The sequence below is a fragment of the Alteromonas sp. KUL150 genome (assembly GCF_009811475.1).
Taxonomy (GTDB): Bacteria; Pseudomonadota; Gammaproteobacteria; order Enterobacterales; family Alteromonadaceae; genus Alteromonas; species Alteromonas gracilis.
The window spans coordinates 17,428-35,597 of sequence record NZ_BLIJ01000086.1; the positions used below are offsets into that span (position 1 = coordinate 17,428).

Sequence of the window (18,170 nt, forward strand, 5' to 3'; positions counted from 1 at the left end):
TATGTTTAAACCACTTTCAAAAGTCTTAGTTGTTGTTGCCATGCTTACTGCCTTTGTTGGGCAAGCATTGGCTTATACATCTATGTCTTGTGAAATGTCGGCAGATTCTCATCAATCTCATATGACTATGGAACACTCTTCAATGAAGTCTCATGAAGGTATGGAACATGGTGATATGAAGGCTAGTGCTTCAAGTTCAAAAGACTGCTGCGACGTTGACTGTATTTGTCCTGCAAATGCATGTACATCAGTCACATTTTTGAATTCAAACAATGGTTCACCTGATATTTTGGGCTTTACTGAAGCTATAGTGAACCAAGGCGCTGAACACCCAAAGTCAATGTCTACTTCCCTTTTCCGTCCACCAATATTTGCCTAACACAGGGTTAGTGCGTCCAAAATTTACGCACAGAATAACTTTTCTTGTTAATTAATTAAGCGCTATTGCGCCTATATTTTATCCAGCATTGTCTGGGGGCAAAATGATCAAATTATTTTTTAAGTTAGCGGTAGCTATACTGCTAATACCAGCGTTTACTCACGCTACCGAGCATAATCATGAAAGTCATGTCGAAGCAAAGCTAATCGAGTTATTAGTTTACAAAACTCCGACTTGTGGATGTTGCAAAAAGTGGATAACCCATATTGAAGATGAAGGGGTGATTGCGCACTCCAAAGATTACCGCAACATCTCCAATATAAAAACTAAGTACGGTATCAAACCTAATTATCGCTCTTGTCATACAGCCGTTACTAGAAATGGCTTTGCGTTTGAAGGGCATGTGCCTGCCAAATTCATAAAACAATTTTTAGCTGAAAAACACAACAACGCCATTGGTTTGTCAGTCCCAGCGATGCCTGTTGGCTCTCCGGGGATGGAAGTAGGTGAACGTTTTATGCCTTATAACGTGTTGATTCTATTTAAAGATGGTACTAGCGAAGTGTATGCAGAGGTGAAAACCTATGAGGAACAATTCTAATGAAATTTGGAATTCCAAGTCTGTTAAAGATTACTGTTAGTTTAATGATCGGATTTTCTGCATTTTATGCCCAAGCAGAAAAGATCATTTCACTTGATCAGTCGATAGCATTAGCACAGCAAAATGACCCTTGGCTGCACGGCAGCAAGTTGAAACAGCAAGCTGTTGAGTATAACAGTATAGCTTCTGGAACATTGCCTGACCCTATTATGTCTGTGGGCATGATGAATTTACCAACAGATACATGGAACTTAGATCAGGAAGGTATGACTCAATTTAAAGTTGGAGTTTCTCAAATGTTTCCTAGAGGAGATAGTTTGGAACTCAAACGACAACAGCTAAAAATCGAATCAACTAAATACCCGCTGTTACGCGAAAATCGTAAGGCGAAATTGAAAAGTGAAGTTTCCCAACTTTGGTTAGACGCTTTTCTAGCGCAACAAACCATTAAGTTAATCGAGAACGATTGGGAACTATTTGAGCAGATGGCGGAGATAGCAAAAGCCAGTTACTCAAATGTGATTGGAAAAACAAGACAACAAGATGTCATTCGAGCACAACTAGAAATCGTTCAATTGGAAGATAGGTTGACAGTCCAGAGGCAAAAATTAGAAACCTCAATTGCTCGTCTAAACGAATGGCTTCATCTTTATGATGACAGTAACTATGAAAAAGCGTTTGATTTTGACGCGCAACCAATGGCATTCAATGTCTCAGAAACTCTACCTGAAATTCGATTGCAAACCCCCGCATTTTTAAAGAAGGCTCATTATTCGCGAAATGCTCTGGCATTAGAATTAGAAAATCACCCTGCGATTCGCTCAATTGATGTTCAGAAAAAAGTGACTGAAACAGCTGTTGATATAGCCAAACAACAATATAAGCCCCAGTGGGGAGTAAACGCCAGCTATGCCTATCGTGATGATATGCCATCAGGAGATAATAGAGCAGACTTGTTTTCTGTTGGTGTGACGTTTGATTTACCGTTATTCACTGAAAATAGACAAGATAAACAAGTTGCCGCATCAATCGCGGAAACAGAAGCTGTCAGAACAGAGAAATTGCTGTTAACAAAACAAATGATTAGCGAAATTGAAAAAGAGCTAAGGCAGCTGAAAAGACTATCAGAAAGGCAGTCAATATATAAAGAACAATTGCTTACGCAAACCCACGACCACGCAGAAGCTTCGTTGACTGCTTATACCAACGATGATGGTGATTTTTCTGAAGTTGTTCGAGCTAGAATCGCAATGCTTAATGCCAGAATTTCCGCACTAAAAATAGATGTTGATGCATTGAAAACAGTAACTCGTATCAATTATTTCTTCGCACAGTCACATTCAAAATCAGCACCCGCACACACTGGTAAATTCGGAGAGAAATAATGTCATCTAATACAAAAATAATTATCGCGATCATCATTGGTGCAGCAATAGGTGCTGGGACATTGGGTTTATTCCTAAATCCTAACTCTGAAGGACCGAAAACAAATTCTGAAGAGAAAAAGCCGCTTTATTGGGTTGCCCCGATGGATTCTAACTACCGCCGGGACAAGCCCGGTAAATCTCCTATGGGGATGGACTTAATTCCTGTGTATGAAGATGAATCATCAACTGATGACTTCGGCCCCGGTGCTGTTAGGGTCGCTCCTCATGTGGTGAATAATCTTGGTGTTCGTACCGCACCTGTTGAGCTAGAAAATATGCACACTGAAATCTCTACGGTGGGTTATGTACAATATGACGAAGATAAACTAATTCATATCCACCCACGTGTTGATGGCTGGATCGAAAAACTATACGTTAAGGCTGAGGGTGACCCTGTAGAAAAAGGTCAACCCCTTTACAGCTTATATTCTCCCCAGTTAGTTAATGCTCAAGAAGAATTGTTAATCGCCTTAAAGCGCAATAACGGCTCGTTAGTTACGGCAGCTAAAGATCGTCTTAAAGCCTTACAACTTTCAGCAGGCTTGATTAAAGAACTAGAGCAAACAAAAAAAGTTCAACAAACAATTACCTTTTATTCGCCTCAAGCAGGTGTTGTAGGTGGGTTAAAGATACGAGAAGGTTTCTATGTGAAACCGGGAGATACTTTGCTTAGTATCGGCAAACTTGACCAAGTATGGGTAGAGGCTGAAGTGTTTGAACGAGATGCAGCGCTTATCAAAGAAGGGTTGCCAGTATCGATGACTCTAGACTACTTGCCCGGAGAAGATTGGACAGGTGTGGTTGACTATGTTTACCCAGCATTAAACAGTAAAACTCGCACACTTAGAGTTCGCTTGAAATTTGGTAATCCTGATTTTCAATTAAAGCCCAATATGTTCGCACAAGTTTCGATCCATGCGAATCAAGCCGACAGTGCGATTATTGTTCCTAAAGAAGCGGTCATACGCACAGGCAAGCAAGACAGAGTCGTCCTCGCCTTAGGTGACGGACAGTTTAAATCAATTGAGGTAACTATTGGTCGAGTTGATAAAGATAGTATCGAGATTCTGAGCGGTTTAAATGAAGATGATGTTGTTGTTACGTCTGCTCAATTCCTAATTGATTCGGAATCAAGTAAGTCATCAGACTTTAAGCGTATGACACATGATGAGGTGCCGAACTCTATCTGGATGCAAGGTGAAGTAAACAGCGTCATGACAGGACATCGTATGGTCAATATTACACATGGCCCGGCTGAAGCTTGGGATTGGCCGGAAATGACAATGGACTTTAATGTGGCTGAGAATGTTGATGTTGACTCTTTAAAGTCAGGTCAATCTTTACACTTCGAGGTGTCTAAAACCGAAGATAGTGGATATGAAGTAACTGGTATTCATATCATGAGTCAGCCAGAAGTATCCTCTGCAACAGTCTCAGGTTTAATTAATGAAATAACCTTAGGCAATCGCACTTTCAATATTAGTCGAGGCCCAATAGAGAAGTGGGATAGACCTGCTGCGACGATGGATTTTATCGTCGCGGAAAATATAGAAATAGCTGACTTTAATGTTGGTGACAACGTCACTTTCACGTTTGAAGTGAGAGATGAATTGGTTATCACTGAAATTTCCCTTGAAGCAAATGAAAAAAACAGCGACGAACATGAGACAAATCATGAACAGAAAGCTGTTGTCGATCATTCGAACCATTAAATAGGGAGATTAGTAATGATTGAATCAATAATTAGATGGTCAGTGGGTAACCGTTTCTTTGTGTTATTAACCACGCTTATCATCGCATTTGGTGGAATATTTGCGTTAAAAAATACACCTGTCGATGCGCTTCCTGACTTGTCAGATGTTCAAGTAATTATCAAAACGAGTTATCCGGGACAAGCACCTCAGGTAGTACAAGATCAAGTAACTTTTCCTTTAACTACTGCGATGCTTTCAGTACCGGGAGCACAAACGGTTCGAGGTTATTCGTTCTTTGGCGACTCATATGTCTACATCATATTTGACGACGACACAGACCTTTATTGGGCAAGGAGTCGTGTGTTGGAGTATTTGAGTCAAGTTGCTTCGAGTTTACCAGATTCAGCAAAACCACAGCTAGGGCCTGATGCAACAGGTGTGGGCTGGGTTTATATATATGCGCTCACTGATAAATCTGGTAATCATGATCTTAGTCAGTTGCGAAGTATCCAAGACTGGTTTTTAAAATACGAGCTTCAAACGGTTCCGGGAGTTTCTGAGGTCGCTGCAATTGGTGGCATGGTTAAACAATACCAAGTTCAAGTTGATCCAGATAAGTTGCGAGCCTACGGCATACCATTGACTCACGTTCAAATGGCGCTGAAAAGAGGTAACCAAGAAACAGGTGCGTCTGTTGTTGAAATGGCCGAAGCTGAGTACATGGTAACTGCCACTGGCTATATTCAATCCGTTGGTGACATCGAAAAAATACCGTTAGGCGTTAATGAGCAGGGTACGCCATTGCGTATTGGCGATATAGCTGATGTTGGATTGGGTCCACAGATGCGCCGAGGGATAGCGGAGTTAAATGGTGAAGGCGAAGTTGTTGGTGGCGTCGTGGTAATGCGCTTTGGAGAAAACGCACAGCAAACAATTGACGGTGTAAAAGAAAAACTTGAATCATTAAAAGCCTCTTTGCCTGAAGGTGTTGAAGTTGTTCCTGTTTATGACAGATCTAAGTTAATTGAACGAGCGGTTAGCAATCTATCAGATAAATTGATTGAAGAGCTAATTGTGGTTGCACTAATTTGTGCGGCATTTTTGTTTCATCTACGTTCTTCCATTGTCGCAGTTATTACCTTGCCTTTAGGAATTTTGGTGTCTTTTATCATCATGTACATGCAAGGTATCAATGCCAATATTATGTCATTAGGTGGGATTGCAATAGCGATAGGAGCCATGACGGACGGTGCAATTGTAATGATTGAAAATATGCACAAGCACATGGAAGCTCTTAATAAAAAGGGCGTGCCATTGACGGATGAAAACCGTTGGCAAATTGTTGCTAAAGCTGCAAGTGAAGTTGGTCCAGCATTGTTTTTCAGTCTACTTATTATCACAGTGTCATTCTTACCAGTCTTTATTCTAGAAGCTCAAGAAGGAAGAATGTTTGCCCCTCTTGCATACACTAAAACCTATGCGATGGCTGCATCCGCTGGATTGGCAATAACTCTGGTTCCCGTTCTTATGGGATATTTTATTCGTGGAAAGATTATATCGGAAAAGAAAAACCCATTGAACCGCGTACTGACCGCTCTGTATATGCCTGTGTTAAGACAGGTTATGAAATTCCCTAAATCAACCATTGTAATTGCGTTATTGGTTACCGCCGTGGGTTTTTGGCCTGTTAATAAGATTGGTAGTGAATTCATCCCGCCATTGGATGAAGGTGACCTGATGTATATGCCAACAACTTACCCCGGCATATCCATTGGTAAAGCTCGCGAATTATTACAACAAACGGACAAGTTACTTCGCACAGTGCCTGAAGTCGAGACCGTCTTTGGCAAAGTTGGTCGTGCAGAAACCGCCACTGACCCTGCCCCTTTAACGATGATTGAAACATTCATTCAGTTGAAACCACAAGAGCAGTGGCGAGACGGAGTAACCACTGAAAGTTTAAAAGCTGAATTTGATGAATTGGTTAAATTACCCGGCTTAACAAATGCTTGGGTGATGCCAATAAAAACCCGGATAGATATGCTAGCGACGGGTATCAAAACTCCTGTTGGAATAAAGGTAGCAGGACCTGACCTTGATAAGATTCAAGAAATAGGTCAGCAAATTGAACAATTGTTACCAGCGGTAGAGGGAACAGCATCGGTTTATTCCGAGCGTGTAGCTGGCGGCCGTTATATCAAGATAGATATTTCTCGTGAAAAGGCGAGTCGATTCGGGTTAAATATTGCTGATGTTCAGCAGGTGGTATCGACGGCTATTGGAGGCATGAATGTCACTCAAACTGTGGAGGGACAAGAGCGTTACCCTGTCAATTTAAGATATCCACAAGACTATAGAGATTCGCCTGAGCAACTCGCTAGATTGCCTGTTATTACTCCGAATGATCAGCGTATCGCATTGGGAGATGTAGCAGATATCCGTGTTGAGAATGGCGCTCCGGGAATAAAAAGTGAAGACGCTCGCATTAATGGCTGGTCATTTATTGATATCGAAGGCGTGGATGTCGGGACATATGTAGCGAATGCTAAAGAGTACCTTGAGCAAAATCTAGAAATTCCAACAGGTTACTCAATCTCTTGGGCTGGGCAGTATGAATATATGGAAAGAGCAAAAGAAAAATTGACATTTGTTTTGCCCTTAACGCTAGCCATTATTTTGATCTTGCTCTATTTGAATTTCCGCTCGTTTAGCGAAGTAGCCATTATTGTCGTGACATTACCTATGGCAATGATTGGTGGCTTATGGCTAATGTATTTGGAAGGATTTAACTTTTCCGTCGCTGTAGGTGTTGGTTTTATTGCGCTAGCAGGTGTTGCCGTAGAGATTGGAGTCATCATGCTGGTTTACTTGAATCAAGCTCTTACAGATCTCAAGGAAAAAGCGACCGAGCGAGCAGAACAGATTTCTGACGCAGATTATCAAGATGCCTTGTTACATGGCGCTGGTTTGCGTGTACGCCCTGTCATGATGACCGTGGCAACAATCATCATCGGTCTATTACCTATTTTATATGGAACAGGCACTGGTTCGGAGGTCATGAGTCGCATCGCAGCACCTATGGTCGGTGGGATGACGAGTGCAGTGTTACTAACTCTCATTGTACTGCCTGCTATTTATTCAATTGTTAAAAAGAGAGAAATAAATTTCTTTAATCAAGAGTTATCAAAAAGCTAAATTTAGTCGTTAAACCATAAATTTTAAAAGAGGTAAATATGAAAGCATTAATCAAAATCTTAGCGGTAATCAGCGTTGTTATTAGTAGCGCTGTGTTCGCACACGTAAATCTTGAAAAAAGTTCGCCTTCGGATAATGCAATGTTAATGACATCCCCAGAGGAACTTACACTTAAGTTCAGTAAAGAAGTGCGTTTAGTCAAAGTATCGTTAAAAAATAAGCAGGGAAAAAAAGTAAAGTTTGGCTTTCAACCTTCAAAAGAAGCGAGCAGTGAATTCTCATGGAAGCTACCTCAGTTGGCTCCAGCCAATTACATCGTAGATGTCACTTTCTTAGGTAAAGATGGTCACAAGATGAAGGACAACTTTGGCTTCATGGTTCATTAATTAAGTAGAGTAATTACTATGGAAATTTATATCTGGAATACGGTCATAGTGCTGACGAAAACTGCGTTCTACGTTGGCTTTGCCTGTATTGCTGGATATACATTTTTTGGCAATGTGTACGGCGGTAATACTTTGGAAAATGGAGAAAGAAGATCATTTAGTCAGATAACCCTTATTGCCGCCTTAATAGCTTTTCTAGCAAATGCAATTTGGTTCTTTGCTAACACTGGCGCAATGGTTGAAGAAGGAATAGTAGGAGCGCTAGACCTAGATATGATTAGTATCATGTGGGATTCGTCAATAGGCGATACCACACTATGGCGCTTGATTGGCCTGATTGGGGTTGCGATAGTAGTAATTTCTTCTCAATTTTGTGTTTGGAAGCTTACTAAATATGTCTTAAACGCCGTGCTTGTCATATGTCTATTTTTTCTTTCTTATTCATTTACTTTGGCTGGACACGTTTCCGTCATGGGGGTCTTTGAAAAAGGTCTATTAATGGTGCATGTCATTGTAATGGCGTGGTGGTTTGGTGCCCTTTACCCTCTTAAAAAAGCCTGCAATAAGTTGGAATTCGAAAAGCTTTATCAATTGATGGAAAGGTTTGGAAAACAAGCTAGTGTCATGGTAAGTCTGCTCTTAATCGCTGGCTTATTATTGGCAATTCAGTTGGTGGGTAGATTAGATGCTCTGCTATTTACTAATTATGGACAAACCATATTAGTTAAATTGTTGTTAGTGATTTGCGTAATGAAAATAGCCGCTACACATAAATTGAAATTAGTCCCGCAGCTCAAAAATAATGATGGCAGAAAAACATTATCCAAATCAATCTCAATTGAAATGTTTGTAGCTATTGCCATTTTATCTGTAACAGCAGTGCTTACTAGTATTGTCGGCCCTGTAAATTAAACCTGAAAAGAGAATGAAAATGAAAAAAAGAAATATACTACTCGTTTTATTAATGACGGTTAGCTTTGTAGTTCACGCTCATGGTGACAAACAAAAAGATAAAGGAATGCTTAAAGGGCTGGATACCCCAGCTGCAAAAGTTGTATTAGCTTTTCATGAAGCGTTAGAAACAAGTAACAAAGAGCTTGCGCGTGCTCAATTAGCTGATGATGTCACCATTTATGAGGGCGGTCGTGTTGAAAGAAGCGCAGACGAATACGCTCATCATCATATGTTGTCTGATATGAAGTACTTGGCGGCTATGAAGAGCGAAACATTAGAGCACCAAGTGACAGTTCTTGGTAATACTGCGATATCGGCCTCGCGTAGTCATACTACAGGCTCTTACAAGGGTAAAGAGCGCGATTACGAAGGTATGGAAACAATGGTGCTGGAAAAACAAAATGGTGAATGGAAAATCAAGCACATTCATTGGTCTCATTAATTTATTGGTAAAAAAGACTGAGAATAAAATTGACTTCACCACAGTGTTATCTGTGCGAAGCTTTGAGAAAAAATGGAACCCAGTATTATCAGGAGTGCGCTAAAGCTTGTCCCAACTTAATTGATATATGTCGGAAAACCGTGAAATCGTGCTGTTGTTCGTAAGAGTTTAATTGCTTTTTTTGTTTGGAATTTCTTGCGAAAAAAGTTTGTAATAAAACGTAGCAGACCATGTCAGCATCATAAAGCCTAGAAGTGATTGCATCGCTGTGATGAATTTAATATGGCCTTCGGGGTTGAACTCACTCAACCCTAGGGTCGTCATAGTCACTAATGAATGGTAAAAGTAATCTCTGAAAATTGGTTTAAACGCTTTAGTAAATTCACCAAGCTCAAGGAGTTGGTGAGCAGCCCAATATATGCCTGTAAAGTAAAATGACTCAACAATATGTACTGCAAATATTATAAGTAATGCAAGCATCGCCTGCCATACCGAAAGACAGCAGTCACATTTTACATAATACCGTTGAAGTCCGTACAGTACATAGTAATGTGTCAAACAGGCCGCTAAGACGCCAACTAGTGCGATTAAAACTGCTAAAACCATTGATCCCCTCTGCTTAACTCAAACTGTCAAACCCTCATAGGTTCATAATGTTGGTTCGTTATTTGCTATAATTCAAGAATTTGGTTTTAAATGGCTTAAGTACGGCCAGATTTATGTAAAGTTTACAAATCTTAATAAGGATTGCTAATGAAATATTCCAAGTTTGCAGCGATGATTATCACCTCTACTATTGCGATGTTCATTATGATGTATCTTAACACCTATACTGTTTCGCATATTTGGTTCAGCGAAACACGCTCGTATATGGCGCTCTATATGGGGGCGGGGATGGCCATAATTATGTTGGCGTTTATGCTGGGAATGTACACCGATAAGAAAATAAATACAGCGATTTTTATTGGGGCGGCATCTGTATTCTTGGTGTGCGTCTATTTGGTTCGCTCTCAGACAACGGTAGCAGATTCTTCTTACATGAAAGCGATGATACCGCATCACTCAATTGCAATATTGACTAGTGAACGTTCAGGCATTGAAGACGTTCGCGTCAGGGAGTTAGCCGATAACATTATCAAGGCCCAGCGCAAGGAAATTAAAGAAATGGAATGGTTAATTAAAGACATTGAAGCCAATGGTAAGGCGATCACACAGGCTGAAGCATCCCAAAGACCAGTTCCATCGTTTGAGGGTAAAGTCGGAAAAGGAGGGGAAGATGAGTAAAACAGTTAAACTATATAGAATGGTGACTGATGAGCATATTTGTCCCTATGGTTTGAGATCCAAAGACTTGTTAGAGAGGCAAGGATATGAAGTAGAAGATCATGAACTCACCTCTAGACAAGAAGCTGACGAATTTAAAGCCAAGCATGATGTACAAACGACCCCACAAGCTTTTATCGACGGCCAACGAGTTGGCGGGTACGATGATTTGAGAGAGTATTTCAATAAAGGCGAAGCAGGGCAAACGGGTACTACGTATACGCCTGTTATCGTCATATTTTCAGTAGCAGCGCTTCTGGCTATAGCCGCACAATACTTCGTTGCTGGTTCTTATATTTCTATCAGAACCTTGATGTTATTTATTGCATTTTCGATGACCTTTTTAGCGGTGCAAAAATTAAAAGATTTGTACAGCTTTACAAATTCTTTTATCACTTATGATTTGTTAGCGATGAAATGGATAAGATATGGTTATATTTACCCATTTATAGAAGCATATGCAGGGATCGGGATGGTTGCCCAACTGCCGGCGCTGGCAGTAGCTCCTTTCTCATTATTCATTGGAACTGTGGGTGCAATATCTGTCTTCAAAGCGGTGTATATTGATAAACGGGAATTAAAATGTGCTTGTGTCGGTGGTGACAGCAGCGTTCCCCTTGGTTTTGTATCGCTATCTGAAAATTTGTTTATGATAGCAGGCGCACTGATTATGTTGTTTTTATAATGTGTTTTAAGACTCGTTAGAGGTCACTAGACAGTTGCATAGCCGCCAACAGTCGAAATATTTAGAGCGTCTCGCTACCTTTTTTAGTGGCCGTAATTGGTACGAACACCACAGGCGGCTTGACGCTGCGCGGTGACGCAACAATACCAGTATTAAGATTCCTCTATTACGTCGTTTGGTGTCAACTATAAAGGTTATACTCAGGTCATATCTGACCTACCAATTTAAAGGTATGGATCCGATTTAATCGGTCAGTCCGTTCAGAGGGATTGCCCATCACGAAAGTGTCTAATAATCAGAAAGGAGCCAGCGAAAGACGCTGGAAACGCCTCTCACTGGTATTGCGACAGTACAATATCCTCAGCTTTACTATAGCTATTGCTCATGATTTAAGCAAAAAATTCAGTAAGTGGCCACTTAAGGGCTGATTCACCATAAAAAACCGCAACCGCGCCAGATCGCTCTTCGCATTGCCGTTAGCGTAAAAACGCTGATATGCGGGGCGAATACCGACCTCCACCATGCGTCTGTAACACATCATGTAGTACACAACTACATAGCTTCGATGTCGGTCTCTCGCTACATGCTTTCTGTAAACTAGCATCATTTATATTCTATTGATGGTTTTAATTGTATCGTTTGCCCATTTCGTAACTAGCTGTTTATTCATATTAAAAGGCGAAGAGCTTAGGCTAGGTGGGTGACGTGCAAAAGCAGATTTTATTTTATTCTTCGTTAGGAATTCTCTCGGCCAATTAAGCGAGTTATCTACCAATGATAAAAGAATTGGATCGACCCTACTTCTAGCTTCATCTAAGCAAACATATTTGAATACCAGAGTTGATAGATGCTTAGTGTCTTTGCTGCAATTGTCAGCGGCAATGTAATCACTCAAATCAATTTCTATCAATGTAAAAGATTCCAGAGTTGAAGTGTCTCGTAAATGAGCTATTGCAGATAGTCGTGGTGCTTTGTTTGGTTTCTTAAGGTGTACCCTTGAGTGTCCTACCTTGCTTAGTTGCTTTGTTTCGAATCCTGCTAGTGCAAAATGTGGCTTTTGTGCAATTATATTGACCATTTCCCTAAATTTGTCAAAAACTGATACGTCAGCCATGTCGCTGGTGTTGCTTGACGTACTCACTGGCACAGCTAATCCTAAAATGTCTGGCAGATCCGTACTAGCAATGTCGCTCCCAGAAACTTCTCGCTCAGTATCATTCACAACTAGCCGTATCTTTCCGCTTTTAGTAAGCGTGTTGGCAGATCGCGATGGTTCCAGAGAAAATTCTGAACTGCTCTTAGACTCAACAATTCTCGCGGGCAGAAAAGTGCTCGCACTTTGTTCGTCGTCAATTTCATATAGTTCAGGTGTGGAGCCTTCTTCACGCTTAGCATCATCTGACTTTTTGACTGTGGTAGTCAACCAGTCACGACTAACAAACCGAATGGTCTCTGGCAGTGAGTGAGGAACTTTGCTCAAGCTTGTTATTTCGCTGACGATTTGAATCGGATTTTGCTTGAAAATACCACCGTACTTAAGTACTTTTGCGCTTAAAACACAACCATGGAGTGTTGGAGCGTCGAAACCAAACGTCCACCATGTAGTGTAAGTATCACGGTTTGAAGCTGTTTTCCCCTTAATCGATTTTCGATATTTCAGAAAATTTTCGTTTATCGATAAGAAAGCCTTGCGCCCTGCTTTATCTGCCAGCGTATAAGCGAATTTATTGGCATTAAAAATTCGCTCAAACTGACCTTTCGTTAGTTGGGCTGTCGGATTGACCTGAACGATAAGGTTTTCCGAGTCTGGTGTGAAAGTATAGAAGTCGATTGCTAACGATGTTGGTTCGAGAGCATAGTGAAATATCTTACTATTCTGGAGAAATAGTATTCTTGCGAGTTCTAACTGAGGTATGGCCACATAACCCTTATTTGTTTCAACTATTAAATAGCGCTCGAATCTTTTGATTCCGTCTACTGGTGGAAGTTGAAGATCCACGCCACTCTTGTTACCAACAATTTTTCGCCACGCGAACGTTGTTATTTGTGTTGGAATTTGAGCATTTTCTGTTCTGTTATATTGCTGCCCGACAGCAAGATCTGGGATAAGAGAAGCTAAAACAGATTTTATTTCTGAATTCTTGAATCTGACCTGTATATACCAGTCAGCTTTATTTGGAGGCCTGAAAAGCTTACCGAGGTAAAGTAACTCATCGTTATCTTCTATACCTTTTATTTTGTATTTTTTATAATCCAATCGATACACCAGCCGCATGTTGTTGTTACGACCGATGATATTGATCTTTGTGTATTTATTCTAGCGGCTCGGTATAGCTTCCATGGATTAACGCGTATATTTTTGGCGGTAAAAAAGCGAGCGCTTTGGATCAATCTTCTGCATTGATAGTCTTCATAAGGCTCACTGTAAGCCTTTAAAAATTTGTTGGTTAAGGGAAGTTGGCGAAGGTTTTTTTCTATAGTCGCCGAATTGGGCAAGCACGAAAGAAACCATCTTCTCGACCGCCGTGGTGAGTAAATGTCATTTTCTTCGTATAGTGCACGAAATAATAGCTTACACATCGCGAAGTCACGTTTCTGCCAAGAAACTCTGATCAGATCAACCTTTCGCTGAACTCTGTGCTGATGATTAACCTGCAACAACCAGCGTTTGTCAGCCCTGTAGAGTGCAGTATAAAGCTTCTCACTATCACAGTTTGAATACCGGGCGGCTTTCGGTCCGTACTGCCGTAAAAGATTTAGCCATGCATGTTTCCAATTTTCCAACGTTTCTTCTGAATGCTGAAATGAGCTTTTGCTATAGTTTTTTGGGTGTTGTATTGAAGGGGTCGGTGAATTCGTAAGAGCGTCCCACCAATTACCGATATTTCCGTTGAAAAAGGGTAGTGCTGCAATCATATGCATCACATACATATGTTGTTTTCTGTGTTTTCTGAAAAGTGATGCGACATTGCCGTCAAAATAAGACTTTGTAAAACCCAGCTTCTTTAGCCATCTCCATGTCCAGTAGCCTTTGATAAAATGTGAGATGTCGTTTTGCCTTAAGTAATGGCCTCGGTTGAAATTTCTTTCTAGGGCAAGCTGACAATAAAAATTAGTTAGTTGAGGAAAACTGAACTGATGATGATTGTGCATCAAATGCATGGTTGTCTTGGCGATTAAGTGTTCCTGCCAGACAGCCTTTTTGATATGAATTTCGGTTTCGGAACCGAAGGCTAGGTCGTCCAATAAAGGCCGGAACGTATGTCGACTCAGACCATGAATAGCATCGCTTGTTAAAACGAAGTGCACGCCATGTAGGGGACAGCAATTCGTAAATAGTCCAAACCAGCGCCTGTCCCAAAAAGGTTCACCGAAAAGCTCCAATTGTTCCTTAACGCATACTGGACAGTGTCGAAAGAAATGATTCTGTTTCAGTGCGCATGTAGCTATACCTAAACTCGTTGTATATGTGTTGTTTTTACAAGCAAGCATTTGAGTAAACACCTTTTCTTTAATTCTGGCCTCGCTGAAAGCGGTATAAAGAGGAAACAATGTGTGCTTACTTATGATGTCTGTTGCTGAAAACATCTTAGAAGGTCTAACATTCTCAACGGCACGAGCTATGCCGTTAGGCATTTCTGGTGATGCGATAACAGTCTTCTTTCTGAAAACGTCCTCCAACAGTAACTTGTCTGGCAGTAAGCCACACCGAACTTTATAACGAGCTAGTACGCTGTAGAACAACTCGTTTGGGTAAGGCTCTGGAAATAGCGGTAAAGTTACCATAAGTCCCCAATTTCGGGACAATCATATTTGTCATCATAATAGGGACAAAACACTTTGTCACTTTTTTGGGGACAAATGATAAAATCAACAAATCATCAGGATTACCAGAAGCTAATCGCTTGGCTGAAAACGTCGCGTCTTGAGAAAGGCCTTACAGTGCGAGAGCTAGGCGAGATGCTGGATGAGCCTTTTCAATTTGTGAGTAAGATTGAAAATGGTCAGCGCAATTTGTCTGTGCATGAGTACGTGCAGTATTGTGGGGCGCTGGATGTTGAAGCCAATATAGGTATAAAGATACTATTTAATGCCAGTAAAATGGGTTAGATTGATATTTTTTCAGTAATATTGTTAATTTAGCTTCTATTTCGAAATAGGGATATACATGGATAGTTTTCTAAGCAAAGCAGCTCTTTCTATAGGTGGGCTGGCAGCATTCGGTGCTGCGGTATTTTTTGGACTTTATAAAGAGTGGTTGTCACTTGAAATATTTTCACAAATATCGCCAGATCAGACTTTTACCCTAATGGTTATCTTTTTGGTTTTAGTCTTTTTAAGCTTAATTGGTTTTTTGGTCGTCCATGCTCTCCAAAGTTCTAAGGTAAATATCGCAAAGGCCAAAAATAACTCTGTCTCTATAATAAATAACAAATAGAAATATGATTAATAGAAATTCGGCTGAAGCCAACAATAACTCAGTTGCCGCCGTCAATAATGGGAATGGCAGTCAAACAATTGATAATAGTACCAAAGTATATGTTGGAGGGTTGGTAAATCTAGCATCTACTATAGCGGGGGGGATCGTTTTTGACCCACGTACCATGCGTGAAGTAATTGTGGCGATTGACGAGGTTCTGCACACGGATGGAAAAGCCAGAGCAGACTTCGAGAGCATAGATATCGTTGAAAAAAATAGAATTAACGGGATGTCCCAAGAATTCTACGATGACCAAATACTTTTAAAATACGAGCCATACTTCCCTCGCCTTGAGTCTTTCCTGAAAGACAGAAGTAATTCCGATCTAGGTAGGATGGTTGAAAATATTGCTGATTCTCTTAATAGAAAAATAATGGCAAAGAGAGGAGCTTTTGAAACTTTTGAAGAAGTACTGCTAGCTGTAGAAGACGCTTTGCTCGACAAAGAATATGAGGCATTGACTGGTAGAGAAGCATCGATTTGTTTCTTTCTTTTTTATTTGTATGCAAGTTGTCTAATTGGTAAGAAAACAGATGGAGAAAAGCTTTGATAACTCCTAGAAGATTCTCAAACCTTGATTATTGTCTAATAAATATTTCTTCACTGGTGATTGAATGTCTTATTCAAAGGGGAAGCACAACCTTAGAAGGGTTGTATCGTTATTGCAAATTGTCTAAAAGTGACATCAATGAACAAGACATCTCTTTGTCAGTTAGTTTTTTATATCTGTTAAACAAGGTAAAGTATTTAGTAGATGGAGACACGGTGACCCTCGTGGATAGCAAGGATGCTTAGATTAGTAAAAATATACTCTAATAATGCGGACGTTTTCCCTGCTATACATTTTCACGATGGGCTAAATATTGTTTTCGCCAATGTAACAAAAGCTAAAAAAGATAAATCGTCACATAGCTTAGGGAAAACAACCTTAGTCGACCTATTGAATTTTACCCTCTTAAAAAAGATAGATAAAAACCACTTTCTGAAAAAATCAGAGTTTAAAGATTTTATATTCTTTCTCGAAATAGAATACGATTCAGGCAAGTTTGTAACTGTAAGCAGAGCTGTTAATGGAAAGATATCAATTAGATCCCTGCCCTATTCGACAGAGTTGCAAGCTCAGGGAGATAGTAGTTGGGAATATACAAATCTAGGATTAAGTAAGGCAAAACAAAATTTAAACTCATTACTTGACCTCAATGTTTTTGATGCGGAACACTTCCACTTCAGAACTGGCTTGAGATATTGCTTTAGAAAGCAAACTCAGTATGAAGAGACATTCAAAGTAAATTCGAGTAGAGAAACAGATTCTCAGTGGAAGCCGTATCTCGCAGAAATACTCGGAATTGATGCCGGTTTAGTATTAGATAAATATGAAAAGAATCAACAAGTCGCATCAATCAATAATGCTATCAAAGAGCTTCAATCTCTTCCTAGTGAAAGTGCACAGAGTTTAGAAGCTGAGATAGCCCAGATTGAAGCACGAATTTCGAGACTTGAGGGGGAACTTGAAGAATTTGATTTTCGAAACGCAGATGCCGAAGTCAGTTCGGAGCTAGTAGAACAAGTATCTACCAAACTTTCTGAATTAAATTCCCAGATATATGACATAGACCAAAGATTGAAGGAAATAAGTAATTCTATTAGCACTGATTTTTCGTTTGATCTAGAGAAAGTTGAAGAGCTTTTCAATGAGGTAAGTATTAACTTCCCAGAACAGTTAAGACGTTCCTATAATGATTTGGTTAGCTTGAATCAACAGATGTCTGAGGGCCGCAAAGAACGCTTACTTGCAGCGCGAAAGAAACTATTTTCTGAGAGAGATAAAGTTGAGATTCAAATAAATGAACTTGCAAAAGAGCAAAGTTCACTTGCGACTGCGCTGGTGCAAAAAGATGCTTTTGCAAAGTATAAGCAAATGCAAAGCAGGCTAAGCGTTGAGCAAAGCCGAGTTGCAGTTCTTAAAGAGAGGGTTAGTACGTTAGATAAAGCTTCTTTACTCCAAGATAAATTAGAGGAAGCGCAAATCCTCCAGAATGAGGCTGAACGTGAACTGGCAAAAGCTACTCGTGTTGGCGACAATGAACTAATGAAGAAGGCTGTAACCATATTCAGCGAGTTGGTTGAGCGCGTTTTAGGTTTGTCGGCTTTCTTCTATACAGAGGTAAACAGGGAAGGAAATATCGAATTTAAAATTGGTCTTAAAGATCAAACTTCTGTAAGCGATGGTTTCTCTTACAAACGAACTCTGTCTGCAATATTTGATATAGTTATATTAATACTTCACTCGAATAAAAGCTTCTATCGCTTTTGCTATCATGACGGCTTACTCGAGAGCTTAGATGACAGAGTCAAACTAAAACTAATCACTGTAATGCGTGAAGTATCAAATAAATACGGTCTCCAGCTTATCCTCAGTGTATTAGATAGTGACGTTCCCTCAACTGAAAGTGGTGAAAAAGTATATTTTCCTGAAACAGAAGTCATTCGACAGCTGGATGATTCAGGTGATAAAGGGAGGCTATTTAGAATGGCATCATTCTAAAAAAGCTGCCATTACCAAATATAATATACTATGAACTACTTAAATTAATAAGCGCCAAC

At 40.2% G+C, this 18,170-nt stretch carries 17 protein-coding genes; 14 read left to right on the forward strand and 3 right to left on the reverse strand.

Features of this window, described 5'->3' with window-relative positions; genetic code table 11:
• Position 1 precedes the first annotated feature (1 nt).
• The 8 genes from GVO62_RS18865 to GVO62_RS18900 all read left to right on the forward strand — a co-directional run bounded on the left by GVO62_RS18865 (position 2) and on the right by GVO62_RS18900 (position 9,078).
• A complete protein-coding gene (locus tag GVO62_RS18865; protein ID WP_024017191.1) occupies positions 2 to 379 on the forward strand; it encodes a hypothetical protein in 378 nt (125 codons plus the stop codon).
• Between the two features lie 103 nt (positions 380 to 482).
• Complete coding sequence (locus GVO62_RS18870) at positions 483 to 980, forward strand: DUF411 domain-containing protein (protein WP_024017190.1); 498 nt, start codon at positions 483 to 485, stop codon at positions 978 to 980.
• A complete protein-coding gene (locus GVO62_RS18875) occupies positions 980 to 2,365 on the forward strand; it encodes a TolC family protein (RefSeq protein ID WP_159120567.1) in 1,386 nt (461 codons plus the stop codon). The genes GVO62_RS18870 and GVO62_RS18875 overlap by 1 nt, the downstream gene beginning before the upstream one ends.
• Positions 2,365 to 4,119 carry an efflux RND transporter periplasmic adaptor subunit gene (locus GVO62_RS18880; protein WP_159120568.1) on the forward strand — a complete coding sequence of 585 codons (1,755 nt, stop codon included), beginning with the start codon at positions 2,365 to 2,367 and terminating at the stop codon, positions 4,117 to 4,119. Before GVO62_RS18875 ends, GVO62_RS18880 begins: the two co-directional genes overlap by 1 nt.
• Positions 4,120 to 4,134: 15 nt before the next feature.
• Positions 4,135 to 7,296, forward strand: a complete 3,162-nt coding sequence (locus tag GVO62_RS18885; protein WP_159120569.1) for an efflux RND transporter permease subunit — start codon at positions 4,135 to 4,137, stop codon at positions 7,294 to 7,296.
• A gap of 38 nt (positions 7,297 to 7,334) precedes the next feature.
• Positions 7,335 to 7,682: a copper resistance CopC family protein gene (locus GVO62_RS18890; RefSeq protein WP_009575238.1), complete on the forward strand. Its 348-nt coding sequence runs from the start codon at positions 7,335 to 7,337 to the stop codon at positions 7,680 to 7,682.
• Positions 7,683 to 7,700: 18 nt separating this feature from the next.
• The gene (locus GVO62_RS18895; protein WP_159120570.1) at positions 7,701 to 8,594 is read left to right on the forward strand and encodes a copper resistance D family protein; all 894 of its coding nucleotides are present in this window, start codon (positions 7,701 to 7,703) and stop codon (positions 8,592 to 8,594) included.
• Positions 8,595 to 8,607: 13 nt separating this feature from the next.
• Entirely contained in the window at positions 8,608 to 9,078 is a 471-nt protein-coding gene (locus tag GVO62_RS18900; protein ID WP_040816290.1) for a YybH family protein, read from the forward strand.
• 168 nt (positions 9,079 to 9,246) lie between these two features.
• On the opposite strand, the gene GVO62_RS18905 is transcribed toward GVO62_RS18900, so the two are convergent.
• On the reverse strand, positions 9,247 to 9,684 hold the full coding sequence (locus GVO62_RS18905; RefSeq protein ID WP_147402509.1) for an ion channel: 438 nt from the start codon (positions 9,682 to 9,684) through the stop codon (positions 9,247 to 9,249).
• A gap of 147 nt (positions 9,685 to 9,831) precedes the next feature.
• Between GVO62_RS18905 and GVO62_RS18910 the strand changes: the two genes are divergently transcribed.
• Both GVO62_RS18910 and GVO62_RS18915 read left to right on the forward strand, forming a co-directional pair.
• A complete protein-coding gene (locus GVO62_RS18910; protein ID WP_159120571.1) occupies positions 9,832 to 10,362 on the forward strand; it encodes a DUF305 domain-containing protein in 531 nt (176 codons plus the stop codon).
• Entirely contained in the window at positions 10,355 to 11,086 is a 732-nt protein-coding gene (locus GVO62_RS18915; protein ID WP_159120572.1) for a MauE/DoxX family redox-associated membrane protein, read from the forward strand. The genes GVO62_RS18910 and GVO62_RS18915 overlap by 8 nt, the downstream gene beginning before the upstream one ends.
• Before the next feature lie 607 nt (positions 11,087 to 11,693).
• Here the strand turns inward: GVO62_RS18915 and GVO62_RS18920 are convergent.
• Together GVO62_RS18920 and GVO62_RS18925 are read right to left on the reverse strand one after the other, a co-directional pair.
• The gene (locus tag GVO62_RS18920; RefSeq protein WP_159120573.1) at positions 11,694 to 13,343 is read right to left on the reverse strand and encodes a Tn7-like element transposition protein TnsE; all 1,650 of its coding nucleotides are present in this window, start codon (positions 13,341 to 13,343) and stop codon (positions 11,694 to 11,696) included.
• Positions 13,319 to 14,872 carry a TnsD family Tn7-like transposition protein gene (locus tag GVO62_RS18925; protein ID WP_159120574.1) on the reverse strand — a complete coding sequence of 518 codons (1,554 nt, stop codon included), beginning with the start codon at positions 14,870 to 14,872 and terminating at the stop codon, positions 13,319 to 13,321. The genes GVO62_RS18920 and GVO62_RS18925 overlap by 25 nt, the downstream gene beginning before the upstream one ends.
• A gap of 75 nt (positions 14,873 to 14,947) precedes the next feature.
• On the opposite strand from GVO62_RS18925, the gene GVO62_RS18930 reads away from it, so the two are divergent.
• From GVO62_RS18930 to GVO62_RS18945, 4 genes are all read left to right on the forward strand, one after another.
• Complete coding sequence (locus tag GVO62_RS18930) at positions 14,948 to 15,196, forward strand: helix-turn-helix domain-containing protein (protein WP_159120575.1); 249 nt, start codon at positions 14,948 to 14,950, stop codon at positions 15,194 to 15,196.
• A 58-nt stretch (positions 15,197 to 15,254) separates the two neighbouring features.
• Positions 15,255 to 15,524, forward strand: coding sequence for a hypothetical protein (locus GVO62_RS18935; RefSeq protein WP_159120576.1), 270 nt, complete (start codon positions 15,255 to 15,257; stop codon positions 15,522 to 15,524).
• A gap of 4 nt (positions 15,525 to 15,528) precedes the next feature.
• Complete coding sequence (locus GVO62_RS18940; protein ID WP_159120577.1) at positions 15,529 to 16,116, forward strand: ABC-three component system protein; 588 nt, start codon at positions 15,529 to 15,531, stop codon at positions 16,114 to 16,116.
• 237 nt (positions 16,117 to 16,353) lie between these two features.
• The gene (locus GVO62_RS18945; RefSeq protein ID WP_159120578.1) at positions 16,354 to 18,111 is read left to right on the forward strand and encodes a DUF2326 domain-containing protein; all 1,758 of its coding nucleotides are present in this window, start codon (positions 16,354 to 16,356) and stop codon (positions 18,109 to 18,111) included.
• Positions 18,112 to 18,170: the final 59 nt, after the last annotated feature.